Source organism: Moorena bouillonii PNG (assembly GCF_001942495.1).
In the GTDB taxonomy this organism is placed as follows: domain Bacteria; phylum Cyanobacteriota; class Cyanobacteriia; order Cyanobacteriales; family Coleofasciculaceae; genus Moorena; species Moorena bouillonii.
This window is the reverse complement of sequence record NZ_MKZS01000001.1, coordinates 3,487,405-3,508,763: the sequence shown is the minus strand read 5'-3', so window position 1 is coordinate 3,508,763 and position 21,359 is coordinate 3,487,405. Positions and strand designations below refer to the sequence as shown.

Sequence of the window (21,359 nt, the reverse complement as noted above, 5' to 3'; positions counted from 1 at the left end):
GGTTGATTCCTACCCGCACCTCACAGACCGTTGAATGGAGTATAGACAAAGCTGATCCCCACTGCATTAGTCTCCCTTAGCTCTACTGCGCTGTGATGGTAGCAAGTGAAAATTGCTAGAAGACCGTCGCGCTTTGGGATTAGGATCTTCAACCCAAAGACTATGTCCTAAACTATACTCCCCTTGCTATAGTATAAATTTCCAGATCAGGGGAGGAATGAGCAGTGAAGGGTATTTACTGGTTAGCACTTTTTGGTATAACTTCGCTTCAGGGATTGTCCATTAATCCATCTTTAGCTCAGAGTAATATCATACCTGACAATTCCCTTGGGGCTGAATCTTCCCAAGTTATCGAAAATTTTCAAGGATTACCTGTAGAAGTAATTTTGGGTGGAGCCGAGCGAGGAATTAACCTGTTCCACAGCTTTCGGGAATTTAATGTCAGCGAGGGCAGAGGGGCGTATTTTTCCAGTCCAAATCCAGAAATCCAGAATATTTTGACGCGAGTTACCGGAAATAACCGTTCTGATATTTTGGGAACCCTAGGGACTTTTGGCAGTTCCCAACCAAATTTATTTCTAATTAATCCCAATGGGATTGTGTTTGGTAGAAATGCCAGTTTGGATGTGGGAGGTTCCTTTGTAGCAACGACAGCCGATGGGATTGCCTTTGGTGAGCAGGGTTTTTTTAGTGCAACGGAACCTGAAGGAAGTAATTTACTTTCCGTTAACCCCTCTGCATTGTTTTTTAATGCTGTCAACAGTCAAGGGCAAATCGTTAACCGTTCCAGAGCAACAAGTACGGTATTGGGAAGTTCTGTTAATGGACTAAGTGTCAATGGACTAAGTGTTTTGACTGGTAAGAGTATACTGTTACTAGGTAACGATGTGCGCTTGGAAGGTGGGATTTTACAGGCTCCTAGTGGGCGAGTTGAATTAGGAGGCTTGGCGGAAACGGGAACAGTTGGGTTAAATGTGGATGAAAATAATCTGCAATTGAGTTACCCAGCTAACGTAGCAAGAGCAAATGTAGTGCTTGATAATGGTGCTGCAATTAATGTTAATGGCGATCCTGCTGGCAATATTCGCCTAGAAGGTAATAGGGTTAGTCTCACCGGAGCTTCAAGGATTGATTCAAGGACTGTAAATCAAGATAGTGGTGAGATTGTTATCCGTGCTGAGAAATTAGAGCTTGCCGGAAACTCTCGTGTTGCTTCTACTACTTCTGGTACAGGAAAAACTGGAGATATTACAATTGATACTGGTAGCTTTACAGCTCAAGAAAATTCTTTTATTTTCACTAGTTCTATTCTTGCATCAGGAAGAACAGGGAATATTAGCTTAAAAGCTAAGGATTTTGTGAATATATTCGAACGTGCTGGAATATCTAATGAGATGGGAATAGGAGATGAAAAACAAATAAAAATTGGCGGCAATATTTCGATTGAAACTAAAGAATTAAATCTCCAAAATAGCACTATACTTATTAGTACTTTTGCAGAGCAAAAAAATGCATTATTAATAATAATTAAATCAACTAACTCTGTAAATTTAAATAACAGTTTAATGGCTGTAAATGCTGTAGATTTAAATAACAGTATGAGCACATCATCCTTCGGTGCTGGAACTGGAGGCTCTATTTTTATTGAGACAAAAAAATTGAATATTGAAAATGGCTCAGCTATATTTACAAATGGTTTTAATCCTTTTTTACTTCCTTTAATTAGTACAACTAATTCCGAAAATGTCGGGAAAGCTAATTCAGGTGATTTAACAATTATTGCTTCTGAATCCGTCAAAATCACTGGAGAATCAGTCAATGGTATTCGCAGCGCTTTATACACAATAAACTTAGGTGGAGGAGATGCTGGAAATTTAACAATTGACACCGGGCGCTTAGTTGTTAAAGATGGGGGAGTTGTATCCGTTGAGACTCTTTCAAACAGCCAGGGCAAGGGAGGAAAATTAACTGTTATTGCTCGGGATTCTGTGGAAATTAGTGGCACCAGCACCAATGAACAAGTTAGTAGTGGTTTGTTTGCTTCGACTGGAGGAACTGGTGATGGTGGGGAAATTAAAGTCACAACCGATAAGTTAATTGTCCGTGATGGGGCAAGAATATCAGCAACTACCAACAATCAGGGCAAAGGGGGCAGTTTAACAATAACAGCCCCTAATTCTGTGGAAATTAGTGGCACCAGCACAAATGAAAAATCTATCAGTGGTTTGTTTGCTCGTACTCAAGGAACTGGTGATGCTGGGGAAATTCAAGTCACAACCGATAAGTTAATTGTCCGTGATGGGGCAGTAATATCAGCGATTACCAACAATCAGGGTAAAGGGGGCAGTTTAACAATAACAGCTTCTGATTTTGTGGAAATTAGTGGTAGTTCAGCAAACAGTTTATTTGTCAGTGGCTTAGTAACAGATACTTTCGGTGCAGGAGATGCTGGAAATTTAACAATTGACACTAATAAATTAGTTGTCAAAGATGGGGGCTTTGTATCCGTTGGCACTCGTCCAAATAGCCAGGGCAAGGGGGGAAACCTAACTGTTATTGCTCGGGATTCTGTGGAAATTAGTGGCACCACCACCAATGAACAAGTTAGTAGTTTTTTGTCTGCTCAAACTGACGGAACTGGTGATGCTGGAGAAATTAAAGTCATAACAGATAAATTAATTGTCCGTGATGGGGCAGAAATATTAGCAACTACCAGCAATCAGGGCAAAGGGGGTAGTTTAACAATAACAGCTCTTAATTTTGTGGAAGTTAGTGGTAGTTCATACTTAGGAACTGATACTTTCGGTGCAGGAGATGCTGGAAATTTAACAATTGACACTAATAAATTAGTTGTCAAAGATGGGGGCTTTGTATCCGTTGGCACTCGTCCAAATAGCCAGGGCAAGGGGGGAAACCTAACTGTTATTGCTCGGGATTCTGTGGAAATTAGTGGCACCACCACCAATGAACAATTTATCAGTGCTTTGTTTGCTGCGACTAACGGAACTGGTGATGCTGGAGAAATTAAAGTCACAACCGATAAGTTAATTGTACGTGATGGGGCAGCCATATTAGCAGTTACTAACAATCAGGGCAAAGGGGGCAGTTTAACAGTCACAGCTTCGGATTTTGTGGAAGTTAGTGGTAGTTCAGTAAACAGTTTATTGTTCAGCACCTTAAGAACTGAAACTTTCGGTGCAGGAGATGCTGGAAATTTAACAATTGACACCGGGCGGTTAGTTATCAAAGATGGGGGATTTGTATCCGTTGGCACTCGTCTAAACAGCCAGGGCAAGGGGGGAAACCTAACTGTTATTGCTCGGGATGCTGTGGAAATTAGTGGCACCACCACCAATGAACAATCTATCAGTGGTTTGTCTGCTGGGACTTTAGGAACTGGTAATGGTGGGGAAATTAAAGTCACAACCGATAAGTTAATTGTCCGTGATGGGGCAGCCATATTAGCAGTTACTAACAATCAGGGCAAAGGAGGTAGTTTAACAATAACAGCTCCTAATTTTGTGGAAGTTAGTGGTAGTTCAGCAAACAGTTTATTCTTCAGCGCCTTAGGCACTGATACATTTGGTGCAGGAGACGCTGGAAATTTAACAATTGACACCGGGCGGTTAGTTATCAAAGATGGGGGAGTTGTATCCGTTAGCACTCATCCAAACAGCCAGGGCAAGGGGGGAAACCTAACTGTTATTGCTCGGGATTCTGTGGAAATTAGTGGCACCAGCACCAATGAACAAGTTAGGAGTAGTTTGTTTGCTCGAACTCGAGGTACCGGAAATGGAGGTACAATTAATCTTCACGCAAATTCCCTCTCTGTTAACAATAACGCTCGCATCTCTGCCCAAAGTGAAGGCACAGGTAAAGCAGGGAATATTACCATCAATACCAATCAAGGCTTCCATGGCAATAATGGTAAAGTCATTACCACAGCCCAACAAGCAGGGGGAGGTAAGATCACCATTACCTCTGAAGACATCCGCCTTTTCGGTGACAGCGACATCCGTACCAACGTCTTCACTGGTGCCGGTGGTGGTGGTGACATTAAGCTTACCGCCAACTCCATTATTGCTTTTGATGACAGCGATATCCTAGCATTTGCTCGTGATGGTAAAGGTGGTGACATCAAACTTAACACCCCAGCCTTCTTTGGTGAAAATTACCAACCCGCTCCGAAAGGCACAGACCCAGCTACCCTTGATGGTAACAACCGCGTCGATATTAATGCCAGTGGTGCGGTATCTGGAGTGATCACCTTACCCGACACTACCTTGATTCAAAATAGCCTGACGGAATTACAGCAAAACCCCATTGATACTAACGCCCTGATCTTGAATAGTTGCATAGCCCGCAGTAATAAGGTTGAAGGCACATTTGTGATTACAGGTTCCGGAGGCTTACCCAACCGTCCAGGGGATCCATATGTTTCACCCTATCCCACCGGAACGGTACAAGGTGTTACACCTCATACCTCTTCTTGGAAAAAAGGCGACCCAATTATGGAACCAACAGGGGTGTATCCCCTCGAAGATGGACAGTTGGTAATGAGTCGAGAGTGTTGATAAAATCTAGCTGTTTTCAATTAGGTGAGGTACATAATCCTGGGTTTTAGGGAACAGGGAACAGGGAACAGGGAACAGGGAACAGGGAACAGGGAAGATAAAAGAGGGAACAGACAAAAGGTAACACGGAAAAAATCCTGTGTACCTCATTAGGCTAAAAAGCGCTAGAGGAATTCTGAAAGACGTAGAACCCCGATTTTTTTAAAATTCGGGGTTATTCTAGCGTTTCTCATAGTTATGAAGTACACAAGATTTTTTCCCACTCCCTCTCTCCCCGCGCCCGAACAACCCACTCCCTGTTCCCTATTCCCTGTTCCCTGTTCCCTGCTCCCTGTTCCCTAAAATCCCAAAATTGTGTACCTCACTCCTGATCACAATTGCAATACAGTTTTCTGTATATTTGAATTCATAAAAGGTGAATGAATTACCTAGAAATTGGCTTTAATCTATGAAGTATCAGGAACGGTTAGTCAATTGTCAAATGTCAATACACTAATTGTAACTGATCACAACTAACTAATTGATTGAATAGGAGAGTAACCATGAAAGCACAAACTCTAGCATCGACCAATACCTCCGGCTATATTGCACCTGAACTGTACGATCTAGGCAACTTTGATAAAGTGCAGCGCTATTGGTTTGGACCTCGGTTCGACTGGTTTTTCTGGCGGTGCTTCTTTTTCTGCCGGTAAGGAGTCCATCAGCTACTAATGTAGAGTATTGAAAGCATCAACGCTCCTAAACAAAAGTAGCTGTTAAGGAATGACACCAAAATAAGTTGAGCAAATTAGTTCCTATATATCCGATTATATCCTATCTAGTCCGGATAGGAGGCTCAACTTATTAAAGTTTAGTTCCTAAATTGTGAGCAAATCAAGAAAACAGGCAGATTGTATAAATTATCTCAAACTGCCTGTTTACCTAAAATATATGGCGTTGCTGAATCAAGGAATGAATGCGCAATCATCTGGTTTTGGTCAAGCCCCCTAAATCCCCCAATTTTGGGGGACTTTGAAAGTCTTGTTCCCCCCAAAATTGGGGGGCTAGGGGGGCAAAACCATACCCATAATCAGCAAAGCCAAATATATGACCAGTAAATTTAATCTTCTCTTGGTCAAGTCAATTACTCAAAAATCATCAGGATAAGGGATATGACCAACTTAGCCCTACAGGAATTCGTCCCTACCGTAATTACTGAAACAAACGGACTCTATCGTCTCCAAAAGGATGTAATTTTAGTTCTTCAAGATGGGGTTGCACGAGTATTGGGTCTCAATCGCGGCAGGTTTTATGGACTCGATGCCATCGGTACCAAGATGTTAATGCTTGTCCTTGAGCAAGGTCTAGAAACGGCAGCACGTTGCCTAGCTGGTGAATATGGAGTCCCAGAAGGCCAGGTGCTTGCGGATGTAAAGAAGCTTTTGCAGGATTTGGAACGTCAGCAACTACTTGTGTGTCAACTCCCCCAATCCTACCAGCCTGTACCGCCATCTCATTTTACCACTTCCCTGCTGCTAACCCTAGCATGGATTAGCATTCGGACTTTAGGTTGGACGAGAACTATCAAGTTATGGCGACGTTGGCAACCTTCCATAGCACCCAATACCCCCCCGGAAAATTGGGAGAAAGCACTGGCAGCAGTTGATGCTGTGGTGCGGTCAGCGGCAGCAAAACACATGTTACTGCCAATGGCGTGCAAAGAGCGAGCCCTTGTGGGTTGGCAAATCCTTAGGACAACTTTCGGTCTGCCAGCAGAACTGGTAATTGGCATCAGTTTGTATCCTTTCGAGGGACATGCTTGGGTAGAGTGTGGCTCAGAGATTGTGACCGATGACCAATTGCACTGCCAGATGTTTACCCCAGTGGCACGGTATAGCTGAACTATTAAGGAGAAAGTGATGAGAGTAGGATTCGATGTTTTTACTGGTTTGGATACTGGTTTGGATGGGGATGTGGAATTTCGGGTATTTCCATCTAACCGAGACCATGTAATGCGATCGCCTTTAGTAACCTTTGCCCGCAATTATCGATCAAGAACTGCCGCTGTACTGATGGGGCACTTATGTTATCAGGATGAACTTCTCGCCAAGTTACCCCAGTCCATAACTCAAAACTGTACATCAGACGCAGCAATTGCCCTAGCAGTGTATAGTCATTTCGGTCGCCAAGGTCTAGAACAATTAGAGGGAGAGTTTTCTCTGGTGGTGTGGGATGGGGAATTACAACGGCTGTTCGCCCTGCGTGACCCCCTTGGTTCCTGGCAGTTATTCTGGCTCAACACAGGAACAAAGCTAGCTCTTAGCACTAGTATCCTACCCCTCCTAGATTTGCTCCCCAATAAACCCTTCAACCTTGACTTTCTCGCCCAATTTCTGATGTTGCCCTCTCCCGCTCTCGAGCTACCAACTGAGGAAACAGCATTCACGGGCATCAACCGTGTACTTCCTGGCACAATACTGACAATTACTGCTACCGGAAAGGTAGAAACCTACCGTTGGTGGGATTGGGCAGCAAAACAACACCACAACAACAGCCTTACCCTAGAGTCAGCAGGGGAACACTACGCCCATCTGTTGCGGCAAGCGGTTAAACAACGAATGGAGCGAGGGCAAATTGCTGCCCACCTATCCGGGGGAATGGATTCTTCCAGTGTCGTTTGTCTCGCCCGGGATTGGATGTTGTCTGGGGTAGGCAAACCCCAGTTAGACACCCTAACAGCAGTTTACAAACGTCCTAGCTTGGCTGGTGAGCGAGCATACGCCGAGATGGTGCTAGAACAGGGTGGACCGATTGTCCCTCACTTCATCGATGCTGACGACGCCCTGGTCTTTCGCTGGTTCAATGATGACATCCCTTACCATGACGAACCCTATGCAGGTCTATCCCACCTAGCCATGGAAAAGCTTTTAGTGGAAGCTGCCCATAAACTGGGAGCCGATACCATTTTAACCGGTATGGGAGCTGATGAACTGCTGGTAGGAACACGCCTGAGTATGGCGAGTCAGTTGCGCCAAGGTCAATGGTTAGCAGCATTTTCCGAAGCCCAACGCATGGCACAGGCTAATAACCAGAGTATCTGGTCAATCCTTTATCAATTCGGCATTGGGCCTGCTTTGCCGATGCTGATGGTGGGTACTATTGGCACCTGGTGGCGGGGTGGGTTTGGACGCTGGCCCAAGGTCGGAAAATTTGCCATTCCTCCCTGGATATTGCCCGAATTTGCCCAATGTTTCAAAATGCAGACCATTGGCAAACAAAATGCTCAAAGACTATACGGTGGTTCCGCTGAATTATCTGTGGATTTGTGGTCTCTCCAAACCTCCGTAGGTGATTGGTCTCGATGGTATCTGGCAGCACCACAAGGTATGCACAACTCCCATCCTTTTCTTGATTCTCGCGTGCTGAGTTTCTGCCTAGAATTGCCCACAGCCCTCAGAGAAATCCCTGGTATGCCCAAGCCAGTTCTGCAAACAGCTATGCGGGGAATACTGCCAGAACCAATTCGCACCAGACGTGACAAAGCTACATTTAACGATATCTATTGGCTTGGTTTGTCTAAACATTTACCCTGTTTAGAATTCATGGTGCGTAATTCCCCCAGCCAAGAATTAGGCATATTTGAGGCCCAGCAACTGATTCACGCTATGCGCCAGGCTGCCGTTGGCATTGGAAATATGGAAGCAATCTATCACATTAACACGACATTGGCACTCATCGCTTGGTTCGACCAAATGATGGCAGCACAGCATCAACCTCTAGAAGCACCAACGGAAGTACACCAGCTACATCGGCAAGTCGAAATCACTTGTTAGTATCATGTTCGGGTGGGTGAGGTACAAATGTTTGATTTTTAGGGAGCAGGGAGTAGGGACTTCGGAGCAGTGAAGTTAATAATATTAAACAACTCCTAATTCCTGCTAGGAGCGGAAGTGAGGGAAGATGTAAACTATCATTTGCACCTCATTAGGATAAAAAATATATCGTAAAGCACTACACATTAAGGTTAGGACATTTATAAAAGCCGCAAAAGCTATATATAACCAGCTATTGCTAGCATGCCTATTGCCTTGCGCGTAGCGCTATCCCAAGAGTCAGCAAAATTACAGCCATGACCACACTAGAAGCTTATAACCTCCAAAAAAACTACCGACAGCGGGGAAAGATCGTTGCAGCAGTACGTGGGCTATCCTTAACCATTGAGCCAGGGGAAGTGCTGGCTTTTCTTGGTTCCAATGGGGCAGGTAAGACGACCTCCATTAAAATGATTGCCGGTTTAATTCGACCTGATCGGGGTTCGGTAAAAATAGCTGGTCGTGATCCCCATCGCCATCCCCAAGCACGGCGGCTGGTGGGTGCGGTTCTTGAAGGTAATCGCAACCTCTACTGGCGTTTGACTCCCGAGGAAAACCTGGAATATTTCGGAGTATTAAGAGGCTTGAGCCAAAAAATCGCCCATCGTCAGGGTTTGGCCTTATTAGACAGATTTGGTCTGTTGTCCAAACGTCACACTCCTGTACAAGGACTATCCCGGGGGATGCAACAGAAATTAGCGATCGCTGTTGCTTTGGTTCATCAACCCCGATTACTGCTCCTAGATGAGCCCACTTTAGGGTTAGACGTAGAAGCCAGCCAGCGGGTCAAAACCATGGTTCGAGAAATGGCACAAGCAGGCTGCGCCATTCTACTGACCACCCATCAACTCAATGTGGCTCAAGAAATTGCTGACCAGGTCGCTATTATTCAACAAGGTCAAATCATTGCTCTGGAACCAACTCGCCAGATTATCCAGCGGTTTTCTGGGTCCACTTATGCGATCGCAATTGAAGGCTGCTTAGACCAGTTACGACTCCGCAAACTGGAGGCATTAGGTGGCGTGGTACAAAAGGGAGAAATTCTTTACCCTGGCACACCAGAAGGTCTTTATCAAGTGTTGCAAATCCTCAATCCTTTGCCTTTGGTGCAAGTCAAAAAGGATGAAGCTGATTTAACAAAAGTATTCTTAAAACTAGTGGGATAGAAAAGCCATGCTGCAATTGCTCCGGGCTGAATTCAAGCGTACTTGGACTGAGTTTATCCGCTATCCAGTTGAAGCATTTTCCTCCGTCGCCGTCACAACATTCATTTTTTATGGAATGTTTATCAGCGTTCGGTTTGTTGCTGGGCCCCAACTAAGTGTTGGTAATCGAATTGATACCATTGTCGTCGGTTATGTGCTTTGGGTTTTAGTCTTATCTGTTATTAATGATATTGCCATTACTTTACAAATAGAAGCCCAAACTGGAACCCTAGAACAGGTTTTCCTTTCATCGTTCAGTGCTGCCACAGTTTTTTTAGCTAGAACTGTCGTTAGTCTGGCCTTACGTCTTATCTTAAATGTCAGTCTATTGCTGCTGATCACTCTCGTAACTGGAACCCGTCTCAGCTTTCCTCCCAGTTTACTCTTACCTCTGTGTACCTTGTTACTAGGAGCCTACGGTCTTTCCTTCTTGATGGGTGCTTTGGCCTTAGTGTTCAAACGTGTCGAGCAAGTGTTAGGACTTTTCCAGTTTACGTTCTTGTTTTTGCTGGCTGTGCCTACAGAAACATGGCTGAGCCGATTCCAAGGGTTAAGACTATTGTTACCAATGACAATGGGTGCAGATGGACTGCGCCAACTGATGGTAAGCAATCAAAGTTTAGATATCTCGGAGTTTGCCCTTGCCTTACTCAATGGCATAGTCTATTTTTCCTTGGGGTTACTGGTTTTTCAATGGGCGGAACGCCAAGCTAAGCAAAACGGAATATTAAGCGGATATTAATTCTCTACTCTCTACACTATACTTTCCAGGAATTGTTATGAAACACCAACCTTTTCTACACTGGATGCATCGCTGGTCTCGCCCTCTGATCGCAGGAATAGCCTCTTTGGGTGCTGTAGCAACTGCCTATCCCAAAATCATTCAATTAACACAAAGTAATTCTACTTGTCGTCCCAGCGGTTGCAATCTACCTCCCACCAGTGCCGATGCTGCCATCTTGAGTTCACCGATCACCTTATTAGGCTTAATTGCTTGCATTAGTATGGTGGTTTCGCGATCGCTCCCCTGCTTGTGAATTCAAAAGTACATAAACAGTTCCGCTCTCCCTTAGAAAAGTGGACAATTGTGTTACTAGCAGTTGGTGGGACATTAATGCTAATTGTCAGTAGTTACCTGCTATATACGACACTGTTTGAATTCCACGAAAAGTGTAGCTTTTGTATTATGTCTACTTTATTGTCAGCGAGCTTGTTTATTCTAGCCTTGAGCGCTGGTGGCTGGCAGAAATTGAGACAACAACTGCTCACGGTAACTATGGTGGTGATACTGTTGCTCCTTGGGCTACTGGGTCTTTATACCCTGGGGAATATCAGTCGCTCTGCCACGGAAATCAACTATACTATAACCAGCTCTTCTAGTGAAGCACACATGGCTCTAGCAGAGCATTTGCAAAAACTAGAAGCGAAAATGTATGGTGCATTTTGGTGCGATCATTGCAATGAGCAAAAAGAAATGTTTGGTCAAGGTGCCTGGAGCCAAGTGAATTACATTGAGTGTGATGCTAAAGGTAAAAACTCTCGCCCAGACCTCTGCAAGGCCGCCAAGATTAAAGGTTTTCCCACTTGGGAGATTAACGGTCAGTTGTATTTAGGGAAACAATCATTGCAGACGTTAGCCGATTTATCTGACTACAAAGGTTCCCATAACTTTCAGAATTATTCTAGTCAAGCAGTGCCAGAAAAGGAGTGAATCATGGCTTTTCAGGCAAATCAGCCATTGGTAGATTTCAATTTTGGTAAAAATAGGTTAGCTAAATGGCTGCTAAGACTACTCCTTTTGTGCCTCGTATTTGGAGGAGGCTATGCAGCTTATCGCCAGCGGGTTGCCCTGCCAAATCAACAAGCAAAAACCCAAACGCAAACTGTATCTGTAGAAAAACTGAACCTAGCGGTCACAGTTTCTGCTAATGGCGTCATTGAGCCCGAACGTGCGATTAATCTTAGCCCTAAAACTACAGGATTGCTGAAAACTCTGTTAGTCAAGGAAGGCGATCGCGTACAAAAAGGGCAAATTCTTGCCTATATGGATGACTCCAATCTCACCGGGCAATTAACTCAGGCAGAAGGACAACTAGCTGAGAGACAAGCAAATCTGCAAAAGTTGCTAGCTGGCAATCGTCGAGAAGATATTGCCCAAGCTCAAGCACAACTGGCTGAGGCACAAGCAAATTTGGAAAAGTTGCTGGCTGGCAATCGTCGAGAAGATATTGCTCAGGGCTTGGCACGATTAGAAAAAGCACAAGCAAATCTGCAACAAGCTGAAGATGACCTCCAGCGCAAGCAGGAATTAGCAACGGCTGGTGCTATTTCTGTGGAAGATTTTAATCAAGTCCGGACGGCTCGTGATACAGCCGAAGCAGGGGTAAACGAAGCCCAGCAAGCTTTGCTACTCCTAAAAGCAGGGGCACGGGAAGAAGACATTGCCCAAGCCCGGGCTAGAGTGATGCAGAGACAAGAAAGTTTCAAACTAGCCAAAGCAGGGGCACGCCCAGAAGACATTGCCCAAGCCCGGGCTAGAGTGATGCAAGCCGAGGGGGCTGTGCAAAATGCCAAGGCGCAGATAGCAGATACGGTCATTCGCGCTCCTTTCACTGGCATTGTTGCTAGGAAGTATGCCGATCCAGGTGCCTTTGTCAGCCCGACTACCGCAGGTAGTTCTGTCTTATCCGCTACCTCTTCTTCAATTTTGTCCCTAGCTTCTAGTAACCAGGTAGTAACGGCATACGTAGCAGAAAGTAATATTTCCAAAATCCGCTTGGGACAAGACGTCACCATTACTGTTGATGCTTACTCAGGAAAAACCTTTACCGGACGGGTGGCACAAATTGCTGCCCAGGCAGTTGTAGAACAGAATGTTACCAGCTTTGAGGTTAAGGTGGCCATTGTCTCGGATTCACAACAACTTTTGCGTTCTGGGATGAATGTCCATCTGGAGTTCAAAGTAGGCACACTCTTAAATGCTTTGGTGGTACCGACAGTGGCAATTGTCCGCCAGGAGAATGCTACAGGTGTGTTTGTAACAGGAGAAAATAATCAAGCTATCTTCACTCCCATAGTGACTGGCGTTACTGCTAATCACAAAACAGAAGTCAAATCAGGTTTGCAGGGAACCGAAAGAGTGTTTATAAATTTCCCAGAAGGGTTCCGACCGCAATCTATTACCCCACCTCCTTTTCCCGGTTCACGTTCACGTTCACGTTAATTACAAGGTGTGGAAAAATGGCTACACCAGTTCAGATTCGCTTTAGTACAGCATCCACTGTAGAAGTCTTAGTCATGGCGCTGGAGGCTTTGTGGAGTAACAGATTACGCACAGGGCTGACCATGCTGGGTGTCATTATTGGGATTGCCTCGGTAATTGCTATTACTTCCCTTGGTCAGGGAGTGCAAAAGGCAACCGAGCAGCAATTACAGGGTTTGGGTACAAATGTCATGCTGGTGTTCCCTGATACTCCCAGAAATAGTCGCATCAATCTAGGTAGTACTGGTAGGGGAACACGTTTAAATTGGGAGGATGCACGGGCAATTAAAGAACAGGTGACTACGGCTAGTGCGGTGTCTGCATTCTTGCAAAAGCCTAATGTCTCCGTAGTCTATGGTGGCAAGAATATATTAACTACTGTCATCGGTACAGATTTGAGTTACCCGGAGGTCAAGAACATCTATCCCCAGTCGGGGCAATTTTTTAATCAGGATGATTTGCTCTCTAGTAAATCAGTGGTTGTTCTTGGTTCTAAGTTACGGGAACAACTGTTTGAACCGGGGGCAAATGCAATTGGTGCCAATATCCGCATTCAGGGAGAGCGTTACATCGTTATTGGTGTTATGGAATCTAAGGGTGCGGTAGGAAGAATAGACCAAGATAATCAAATATATATTCCGTTGACGAATATGTCGGCGCGACTTATTGGTAATAATGCCCTAGCCGGGATTGCCATCAATGGGTTGTGGTTGAAAGCCTCTGATGAATCGAGTTTAAGTGCAGCTCAATTTCAAGTTACCAATCTCTTGCGCTTGCGCCATAATATTTATCCACCCCAAGCCGATAATTTTAGAATCATTAACCAAACAGACATGATCAATACCTTAAATAGTGTGGTGGGTTTATTTACGGTAATGGTGGGAGCAGTTGCTGGAATTTCTTTAGTTGTTGGCGGAATTGGTATTGCCAATATTATGTTGGCTTCTGTTGTGGAACGAAGGCGAGAAATTGGCATTCGTAAAGCACTAGGAGCTACCAAAACAGCAATTCTCAAGCAATTTTTAGCAGAAGCTGTCGTGGTTTCTGGTGTGGGGGGAGTGATTGGCATGGGATTCGGAATAGCCTTGGCTTTCAGCGCAGCCACTATTTTCCAATTTCCGTTTGTGGTTTCTCTGTGGTCAGTCATTTCTAGTTTTGGGCTGTCTTGTATTGTGGGATTACTAGCTGGAGTAATACCTGCAAATAATGCCGCCAAATTAGACCCAATCGTTGCTTTACGGACTGATTAATAAGGATCAGTGTAGGAATTGTGATAATTTTTGTTCCCTGGTAAGCATTCAGCATTCAGCCGTCAGCCGTGAGCTAAAAGCTCACGCGTGCGCGTTCAGCTTTGTGGCACAGGCTTCAACGCTGTGACATAACTCAGATACGAAAGCTGACCTGTTTTCTTGATGCAGTCGCTCATGGGGGAAACCCCCTGTTCCCTTGCTGCATCGCTTATTCAAAAGCTGAACGCGCACGCGTGCGCGTAGCGCTTAAGCTGATAGCTGATAGCTGAATGCTTACGTTCCCTGTTCCCTACTCCCTGTTCCCTACTCCCTGTTCCCTGTTCCCTGTTCCCTGTTCCCTTTGCTAAAAAAATAGGATTAAAAACTATGATTTGGATGGAAGCGATTACTAAGATTTATGATATGGGGGAAGTCCAGGTATCAGTTCTCAAGGGCATTAACTTGTCAATTAAAGAAGGAGAATACATTGCCATTATGGGGGCTTCTGGTTCTGGAAAGTCCACATTAATGAACATTATCGGTTGTCTCGATCGCCCAACTACAGGACGCTATGCCCTTGAAGGCAGAAACCTCACAACCCTAAATGATGACGAACTTGCCTATATCCGCAATCAGCGCATTGGCTTTGTGTTTCAGCAATTCAATCTCTTGCCTCGCTCTACAGCCCTTGAGAATGTTATGCTACCCATGGTCTACGCCAATGTACCTAAACCCAAACGACGCCAACGGGCAATGCAAGCCTTGAGTCGAGTGGGTTTGGGCAACCACCTTCACCACCGTCCTAGCCAACTTTCTGGGGGACAACAACAACGGGTTGCCATTGCCCGTGCTTTAGTCAATCGCCCCGCTTTGCTGTTGGCAGATGAACCTACCGGAGCCTTAGATACCAAAACCTCCCAGGAAGTCATGGATCTGCTTGGGGAATTAAACCAACAAGGCATCACCATCGTGATTGTTACTCACGAACATGATGTAGCTGCCCAAACCCAACGAATTATTCAGATGCAGGATGGTTTGGTAGTGGATCGGGATGAGCAAATGTTTCTGAAATCTATCAGTCTCAATACTTAGAGCGGTTTTGAATTGGATGAGGTATAAAGTTCTGGGTTTTAGGGAGCAGGGAGTAGGGAGCAGGGAACAGGAAGCAAGGACGAAATTATTTACTTCTTGTTTAGGTTAGGTAATGGCAAAATTTTGAAATGGGTGGGAGAAACTTGAGATGAAGGGTGTGTACTGGGGAAATGGCATTTGGCAGCAGGCGCTAGGGGGAATACTCGGTTGTGTCGGAGCGATCGCCAACATCATCACTCCTGCCGTTGCTCAAGTAATTGCAGACCCATCCCTGGGTACAACCGTAAACCAAAACGACTTAATCTATCAAATTACAGGCGGAACAACTGTTGGTGGTACAAACTTATTCCACAGTTTTAGTCGTTTTGATGTCCCAGATGGAGGCGTTGCCGATTTTCTGAATACAAACCCAATTGTGAATATTTTTTCACGAGTTACTGGGGGAACGCCATCAGATATCCAGGGATTGATTCGCGCACAAGGTAGTGCCAATTTATTTTTAATGAATCCTGCTGGAATTGTATTTGGGCGAAATGCCCAGTTAGATGTTGGTGGTTCCTTTGTAGCGACAACGGCGAATGCAATTAGATTTAGTGAAAACGGTTTTTTCAGCGCGTCTAGTCTACAAACCCCTTCCCAATTGCTAACAATTCAGCCTTCAGCGTTGCTCTTTAATCAAATTAATCAGGCAACAACAATTACTAATCAGTCCCAAGCACAAGCTGGTCTTAATCCTGCTGGTCAAAATGTCAGAGGTTTAAGAGTACCCAACGGTCGTACCCTACTGCTTGTAGGTGGAAATATCAACATCGATGGTGGTGGACTAAGGGCTTATAATGGGAACGTTGAGTTAGCTTCTTTAGCAGCACCAGGAAACGTTGGACTCAATTTTGCAGCTAATACAGCTAATAACTTAAGTTTAGTAATACCTGATAGTGTAGAACGGGCAGATATACAGGGTAATCGCATCTAATTTGGGATAAATTGTACTTGACAAAAAAAACGGTTGCATGAACAAGTCCTTCATCTCTCATCAAGGGTAACCTAGGATGTGTAAAGGGTTGTATTTTCTCGTCACTCATCATGGCAAAAGGTTTTGGCAGACCCGTTCTTAACACTCACAATGAGCATGAGGCTCAGATCCTGAAAAAGAGTGTACTCAATCATTTTGAGCATCTCGAGGATCCCCGTGTGGGTAGCAGAATCGACCATAATCTTGTCGGGATTGTTACCATAGCCATTTTGGCTGTGATTGCGGGTGCCGATGGGTTTGTGGCCATCGAAACCTACGGTAAAGCCAAGCTACAGTGGCTGGAAACATTTTTAGACTTACCTCATGGAATACCATCTCACGATACATTTGGTCGGGTGTTTGGCCTTCTCGATCCCCAGCAACTCGAAGCCAGCTTCCTGAGTTGGGTGGGCAGCATCACCGAGAGCTTGAATATTGAACTGATTCATATTGATGGTAAGACGGCCAAAGGCTCCTATGACCGTAACAACGACCTCAAAGCGCTTCACAGCGTCAGTGCCTGGAGCAGCGAATATGGACTGGTGTTGGCCCAACAAAAAGTCGAGAGTAAATCAAATGAAATCACAGCAGTGCCACTGCTGCTCAAGTTGCTGAACCTCAAAGGAGCGGTGGTGACTCTCGATGCCATGGGCACCCAAACCAACATTGCCCGACAAATTAAGGAAGCTGGTGGGGACTATGTCCTGGCGCTCAAGGGCAACCAGGGCAAGCTTAGTCAGCAGGTGGAACAGTGGTTTGCTATGGCCGAAGACCAGAACTGGCAAGGGATTGAATTGAGTTACCACCAAACGGTGGAGGCCGGGCATCACCGCTTAGAAACCCGTCAGGTGTGGGCGGTGCCTGTGAGTCAACTACCCCCGTTGCATCGGCAAACACAATGGCAAGGTTTAACCAGCGTGGTGATGGTGAAGCGAAGGCGGCAGTTATGGAACAAAACCACGACACAAACTCAGTTTTACCTCAGTGCCCTCGAACCCGATGGCCAGCAACACAACCAGGTAATTCGCTCCCATTGGGGTGTTGAAAATGGTCTACAAAGTGTCCTGGATGTCACTTTTAATGAAGATGCCAGTCGGGTTCGCCAGGGCTATGAGAAGCGAAAATCTAGGGCTGTTGCGCCGCCTGAGTGTTAACCTGCGTGGATCGCGAACCCTCCCGCCAGAGTCTCAAGATGAAGCGTTATAGGGCGGGGATGGATAATGACTCTATCATCAAAATCCTGGCCGCCAGTGCGGCGAAGTGAGGCATTTTTTGAGGGTGATGCAAGATTGTTGAGGAGCAATCATTGGAGGTGATGGACTGAATCTATTAACCGAAGCCGGTTAGGCTCCAGGAGTGTTGACTAACAGGACTGGTACACACAAACGAGTACCATTAACTTTTCTGAGGGTATAATCAGCAATTCTACAGTCAAATTTTAGGTCAGGTTACTGTACTTTTAGAACTCTACTAAGATGCGATTACCCTGGCCAGGGGGGAAACCCCCCCAGAAAATTAAGGTGTTATGGCAACAACCAATACTTGGTTATTGTAGTGATAACTTCTCCTGGAACATCAGTCGGTTCCAGAGGGGTCCATTCCGCAATCTCTGCATAGCCTAGGGCGTAAAGCATTTGCATACTATAAAGTACTGATTGACGAGAACCTTTCAGAGTGTGTTGAGCAGGTTGTTTCTTGAAGTTTTGGCTGAATTGTTGTGACATCATAAAAAATTTAATTTCGGTTTATATTGATTCTTTTAATGATTATGATTTTAATTGTCAAGGGTTTTGAAAAGTTTTTTTTGGGAGTTTTAGGATTAATAAAAAATAAGCGTTCGCATAAGCGCGGAAGCTTTGCTTCATCGCGTAGCGTATCTTTCAGATAATCGCTTTTAAAAAATTAGCGATCGCATAAGCGCGGAAGGTTCGCGTGACTCGCGTAGGGTGACATGCAGGTCAATCGCATAAGCGCAGAAGGTTTACGTGACTCGCGTAGCGTCTCTTTCAGAAAATTGCTTTTTTTTACTAGTATTTTGTGATAGCGTTTATTGCATTTATGAGGTACGCTTATCAACCTCAAAGTCCCCCTTTTTAAGGGGGATTTAGGGGGATCATTTTTTACCTCATGGCAGAGAGAATAGCTATAACTAGTAATTTTAACGATAGCGCTGGGAGCAGTAGCTCCTAAAATAGATAAGGTTTAATAAGCGCGGAGATTGTAACGATAAAATATAAATTATTGATTTGCTATAATAACGTAAACTATCAGCTATCAGCTATCAGCTATCAGCTTATGCGCTATGGGCAGGATTGAGAAAAAAAAAGAAGCTAACGCTAATATTCGCCAACTTTTGACTGAGCGTTTAGCTCAAGCAGATATCATTTCTTTGGAAGTTGAATCTGCCAATAATCAACATCCTTGGATGGAATTTGCTGGTATGTATGCAAATAATCCTCTGTTTGATGAGGTGCTAGCAGATATAGCAGCCTATCGTGATGAAATTGATGGAGACATGGAAGACTATGATCGCCAAGTTGATGCCAAGGAGATAGTAAAGTGAGGTAAGGATATAACGCCAGACCAAAAGCTACCAATATGTACAGACTGTACTAGGATCTGGTTTCACCGACTTCATCGTTTTGCCCTGATCGTAGTCAAAGGTTCTCTCACAAAAGCCACTTTCACTTTCCAACGCACAATTAAAAACAGTTTTATAATTTTTGCGATGATGATTGTCTATAACATCAAATTTACCCATTAAGTTGTCTCGATAAAATGAAACTAGATAGGCATAGGGCAAATGCTGGTATCCTTCACGTTTAAATGGGACACAAGGAACTTTATCATAAACATTTTGGATACGAATAGTTCGTGTCTCCGGATTTTGTTGCGGTGCCTGTTGTTGATAAAATTCTACAAATGCTTGGTTGCCTACACGAGGGGAAGCATAGTTGTAGCTTGCAGACTTGATATCTGGTCTAGACAACGCCATATCAAGTGTGAAGAAAGTGCTCAGTGTAGAGCCTAAACTATGGCCAGTAATATACAGAGTATCGATCGGTTTTTCAGATGCTTGATATTTATCAACTAGGGCAAACACTTGATTCTGCATCGAGGGTGTGTTCCCATCACTATTGGAATAGATATGGTAGAAACCTGATTCAACCCTAAGGTCAGATGGCACTACAACATCTTCCTGATAAGGTAAAAATTTTGTATGATTAACACCAAAATTATCTATTATATCCTCTGTCGAAGAAGTACCTCTAAAAGCAAATATATAAGTGTAAGGAGACTGCTGAGATCGAAACACTAGACCATAACACTCAACAGTTTTGTATTTATTAAAAATCGCATCAACACCAGTCCAGTAGTCTACAAAATCATAACCATCCGGTGGAGACACCTCAAGACACTCAGCAGGGTTTTGCTTATCAAAAGCATCATAAGTTAGACCGCTTGCTTGCGCTAAAACGATCGCCCTAGTGGAATCAAGGTCAGCAGTTGTGAGGTAAGTAATTGTCTTATCCATCACGCATGCTTTCATTAGGATTGCTATATATAGCAATCCTATCTGATTTGCGAAAGAAATGGTCTGCTTTAAGGCAGGAAGCAAACGGCATATGGCAGAAGGGAAGGGAGAAAGCACCAGTTTTTAACAATTCCAGTGATTTTACAAATAATTTAGGATTGCTATATAGGCTCCCTCCCCACTAGCAAGGATGAAGCCCATGGCATTACCGTCGAGTCTTTTAAACTCTTGTCATGTAATTATTTTTTTCACAAAAGTCCATACAATTAATTGCTGCCTCAGAATTAGCAACAGAGGGATGCACGGTACATTTAAGACGATAATCACCAGTAAAAAACTGACAGTTAGAACAGGGAATTTGATGCAGTCGTTTGGCAACAGCAAAACTTTCTCGGACTGCTGACAAAACGGTCCAAGCTAGAATCATCATTAGCCCCCAAGCCAAACAAAAGCAAATCAGGTCTAGATAAGGCTGGAGGGCATAGATCAGTACGTAAAGGAGTTGAAACACAATTTAATAGACTTCGCGGCAGTTGTCGAGAACAGCGGATCTGGGAACAGCGGATCTGGGAACAGGGAGCAGGGAGCAGGGAGCAGGGCAAACATCGGTTTGTGTACTTCATTAATATGAAAACCGCTATCAGTTTTAGAACATGCCCTATCTCCTATAAGCTAGCAAGGCTTTTGGGAAAATGGGAATTCACAAGAGTGTGGGGAGATGGGGAGATGGGGAGATAGGGAGATGGGGAGATGGGGAGATGGGGAGATGGGGTTTATCATACTTATGAGGTTGATGCAAGTTTCTTACCCCGAATCGGGAGTCGAGTCGAGTAGGGTGCGTTAGGGGCGGGCTTGCCAGCATGTTCAACCTCGTAACCAGTGTTGGGATAGTCCGCACCGTAACGCACCACCAGTCAAACTGATTTGGTCTTGGGGTTTTGCTGCGGGATTAGCGATCGCATAACTAATACAGAAGCGATCCCATCACTAATACAGAAGCGATCCCATCACTAATACAGAAGCGATCCCATCACCACGAAAGAAGCGATCCCATCACCACGAAAGAAGCGATCCCATCACTAATACAGAAGCGATCGCATCACTAATACAGAAGCGATCGCATCACCACGAAAGAAGCGATCGCATCACCACGAAAGAAGCGATCGCATCAGCACGAAAGAAGCGATCGCATCACCACGAAAGAAGCGATCGCATAAACAAAAGCGCGATCGCATAAACAAAAGCGCGATCGCATCACTAATACAGAAGCGATCGCATAAACGAAAGCGCGATCGCATAAACGAAAACCCGATCCCATAAACGAAAACGCGATCGCATAAACTAAAGCGCGATCCCATAAACGAAAACGCGATCCCATAAACGAAAACGCGATCCCATAAACGAAAACGCGATCCCATAAACGAAAACGCGATCCCATAAACGAAAACGCGATCCCATAAACGAAAACGCGATCCCATAAACGAAAACGCGATCCCATAAACGAAAACGCGATCCCATAAACGAAANGCAATCAGCAATCAGCAATCAGCAATCAGCAATCAGCAATCAGCAATCAGCAATCAGCAATCAGCAATCAGC

General features: G+C 44.6%; 18 protein-coding genes and 1 pseudogene. 15 read left to right on the top strand and 4 right to left on the bottom strand.

Features of this window, described 5'->3' with window-relative positions:
• Positions 1 to 224: 224 nt before the first annotated feature.
• The 13 genes and pseudogenes from BJP37_RS14275 to BJP37_RS14220 all read left to right on the top strand — a co-directional run bounded on the left by BJP37_RS14275 (position 225) and on the right by BJP37_RS14220 (position 17,489).
• Complete coding sequence (locus tag BJP37_RS14275) at positions 225 to 4,574, top strand: two-partner secretion domain-containing protein (protein ID WP_075899689.1); 4,350 nt, start codon at positions 225 to 227, stop codon at positions 4,572 to 4,574.
• Between the two features lie 542 nt (positions 4,575 to 5,116).
• Entirely contained in the window at positions 5,117 to 5,266 is a 150-nt protein-coding gene (locus tag BJP37_RS39210; protein WP_158069584.1) for a hypothetical protein, read from the top strand.
• Positions 5,267 to 5,725: 459 nt separating this feature from the next.
• On the top strand, positions 5,726 to 6,454 hold the full coding sequence (locus BJP37_RS14265) for a lasso peptide biosynthesis B2 protein (protein ID WP_075899685.1): 729 nt from the start codon (positions 5,726 to 5,728) through the stop codon (positions 6,452 to 6,454).
• Between the two features lie 18 nt (positions 6,455 to 6,472).
• Positions 6,473 to 8,386 carry an asparagine synthase-related protein gene (locus tag BJP37_RS14260; RefSeq protein WP_075899683.1) on the top strand — a complete coding sequence of 638 codons (1,914 nt, stop codon included), beginning with the start codon at positions 6,473 to 6,475 and terminating at the stop codon, positions 8,384 to 8,386.
• Positions 8,387 to 8,682: 296 nt separating this feature from the next.
• A complete protein-coding gene (locus BJP37_RS14255) occupies positions 8,683 to 9,591 on the top strand; it encodes an ABC transporter ATP-binding protein (protein ID WP_075899681.1) in 909 nt (302 codons plus the stop codon).
• A gap of 7 nt (positions 9,592 to 9,598) precedes the next feature.
• The gene (locus BJP37_RS14250; RefSeq protein WP_075899679.1) at positions 9,599 to 10,372 is read left to right on the top strand and encodes an ABC transporter; all 774 of its coding nucleotides are present in this window, start codon (positions 9,599 to 9,601) and stop codon (positions 10,370 to 10,372) included.
• Positions 10,373 to 10,409: 37 nt separating this feature from the next.
• Positions 10,410 to 10,667, top strand: coding sequence for a hypothetical protein (locus BJP37_RS34440; RefSeq protein ID WP_081431189.1), 258 nt, complete (start codon positions 10,410 to 10,412; stop codon positions 10,665 to 10,667).
• Positions 10,664 to 11,341, top strand: a complete 678-nt coding sequence (locus BJP37_RS14245; protein WP_158069583.1) for a vitamin K epoxide reductase family protein — start codon at positions 10,664 to 10,666, stop codon at positions 11,339 to 11,341. Before BJP37_RS34440 ends, BJP37_RS14245 begins: the two co-directional genes overlap by 4 nt.
• Positions 11,342 to 11,344: 3 nt before the next feature.
• Positions 11,345 to 12,853 (top strand): HlyD family secretion protein, encoded by a 1,509-nt coding sequence (locus tag BJP37_RS14240; RefSeq protein WP_075899677.1) that lies wholly within the window; start codon positions 11,345 to 11,347, stop codon positions 12,851 to 12,853.
• A 17-nt stretch (positions 12,854 to 12,870) separates the two neighbouring features.
• A complete protein-coding gene (locus BJP37_RS14235; RefSeq protein WP_075899675.1) occupies positions 12,871 to 14,142 on the top strand; it encodes an ABC transporter permease in 1,272 nt (423 codons plus the stop codon).
• 366 nt (positions 14,143 to 14,508) lie between these two features.
• Complete coding sequence (locus BJP37_RS14230) at positions 14,509 to 15,213, top strand: ABC transporter ATP-binding protein (RefSeq protein ID WP_075899673.1); 705 nt, start codon at positions 14,509 to 14,511, stop codon at positions 15,211 to 15,213.
• A 148-nt stretch (positions 15,214 to 15,361) separates the two neighbouring features.
• Positions 15,362 to 16,186 (top strand): filamentous hemagglutinin N-terminal domain-containing protein, encoded by an 825-nt coding sequence (locus BJP37_RS14225; protein WP_075899671.1) that lies wholly within the window; start codon positions 15,362 to 15,364, stop codon positions 16,184 to 16,186.
• Positions 16,187 to 16,296: 110 nt separating this feature from the next.
• Positions 16,297 to 17,489, top strand: a pseudogene (locus BJP37_RS14220) (ISAs1 family transposase).
• A gap of 259 nt (positions 17,490 to 17,748) precedes the next feature.
• On the opposite strand, the gene BJP37_RS14215 reads toward BJP37_RS14220, so the two are convergent.
• Entirely contained in the window at positions 17,749 to 17,949 is a 201-nt protein-coding gene (locus tag BJP37_RS14215) for a hypothetical protein (RefSeq protein ID WP_075899669.1), read from the bottom strand.
• A gap of 578 nt (positions 17,950 to 18,527) precedes the next feature.
• On the opposite strand from BJP37_RS14215, the gene BJP37_RS14210 reads away from it, so the two are divergent.
• Positions 18,528 to 18,788 (top strand): hypothetical protein, encoded by a 261-nt coding sequence (locus BJP37_RS14210; RefSeq protein ID WP_075899667.1) that lies wholly within the window; start codon positions 18,528 to 18,530, stop codon positions 18,786 to 18,788.
• Positions 18,789 to 18,815: 27 nt separating this feature from the next.
• On the opposite strand, the gene BJP37_RS14205 is transcribed toward BJP37_RS14210, so the two are convergent.
• Both BJP37_RS14205 and BJP37_RS14200 read right to left on the bottom strand, forming a co-directional pair.
• A complete protein-coding gene (locus tag BJP37_RS14205) occupies positions 18,816 to 19,760 on the bottom strand; it encodes a lipase family protein (protein ID WP_075899665.1) in 945 nt (314 codons plus the stop codon).
• 220 nt (positions 19,761 to 19,980) lie between these two features.
• Positions 19,981 to 20,271 carry a hypothetical protein gene (locus BJP37_RS14200; protein WP_075899663.1) on the bottom strand — a complete coding sequence of 97 codons (291 nt, stop codon included), beginning with the start codon at positions 20,269 to 20,271 and terminating at the stop codon, positions 19,981 to 19,983.
• A gap of 207 nt (positions 20,272 to 20,478) precedes the next feature.
• Here BJP37_RS14200 and BJP37_RS43560 point away from each other — a divergent pair, with 207 nt between their 5' ends.
• Entirely contained in the window at positions 20,479 to 20,604 is a 126-nt protein-coding gene (locus BJP37_RS43560) for a hypothetical protein (RefSeq protein WP_269087003.1), read from the top strand.
• 301 nt (positions 20,605 to 20,905) lie between these two features.
• Here BJP37_RS43560 and BJP37_RS36550 read toward each other — a convergent pair whose 3' ends face one another.
• The gene (locus BJP37_RS36550; protein ID WP_143727615.1) at positions 20,906 to 21,238 is read right to left on the bottom strand and encodes a hypothetical protein; all 333 of its coding nucleotides are present in this window, start codon (positions 21,236 to 21,238) and stop codon (positions 20,906 to 20,908) included.
• Positions 21,239 to 21,359 lie beyond the last annotated feature (121 nt).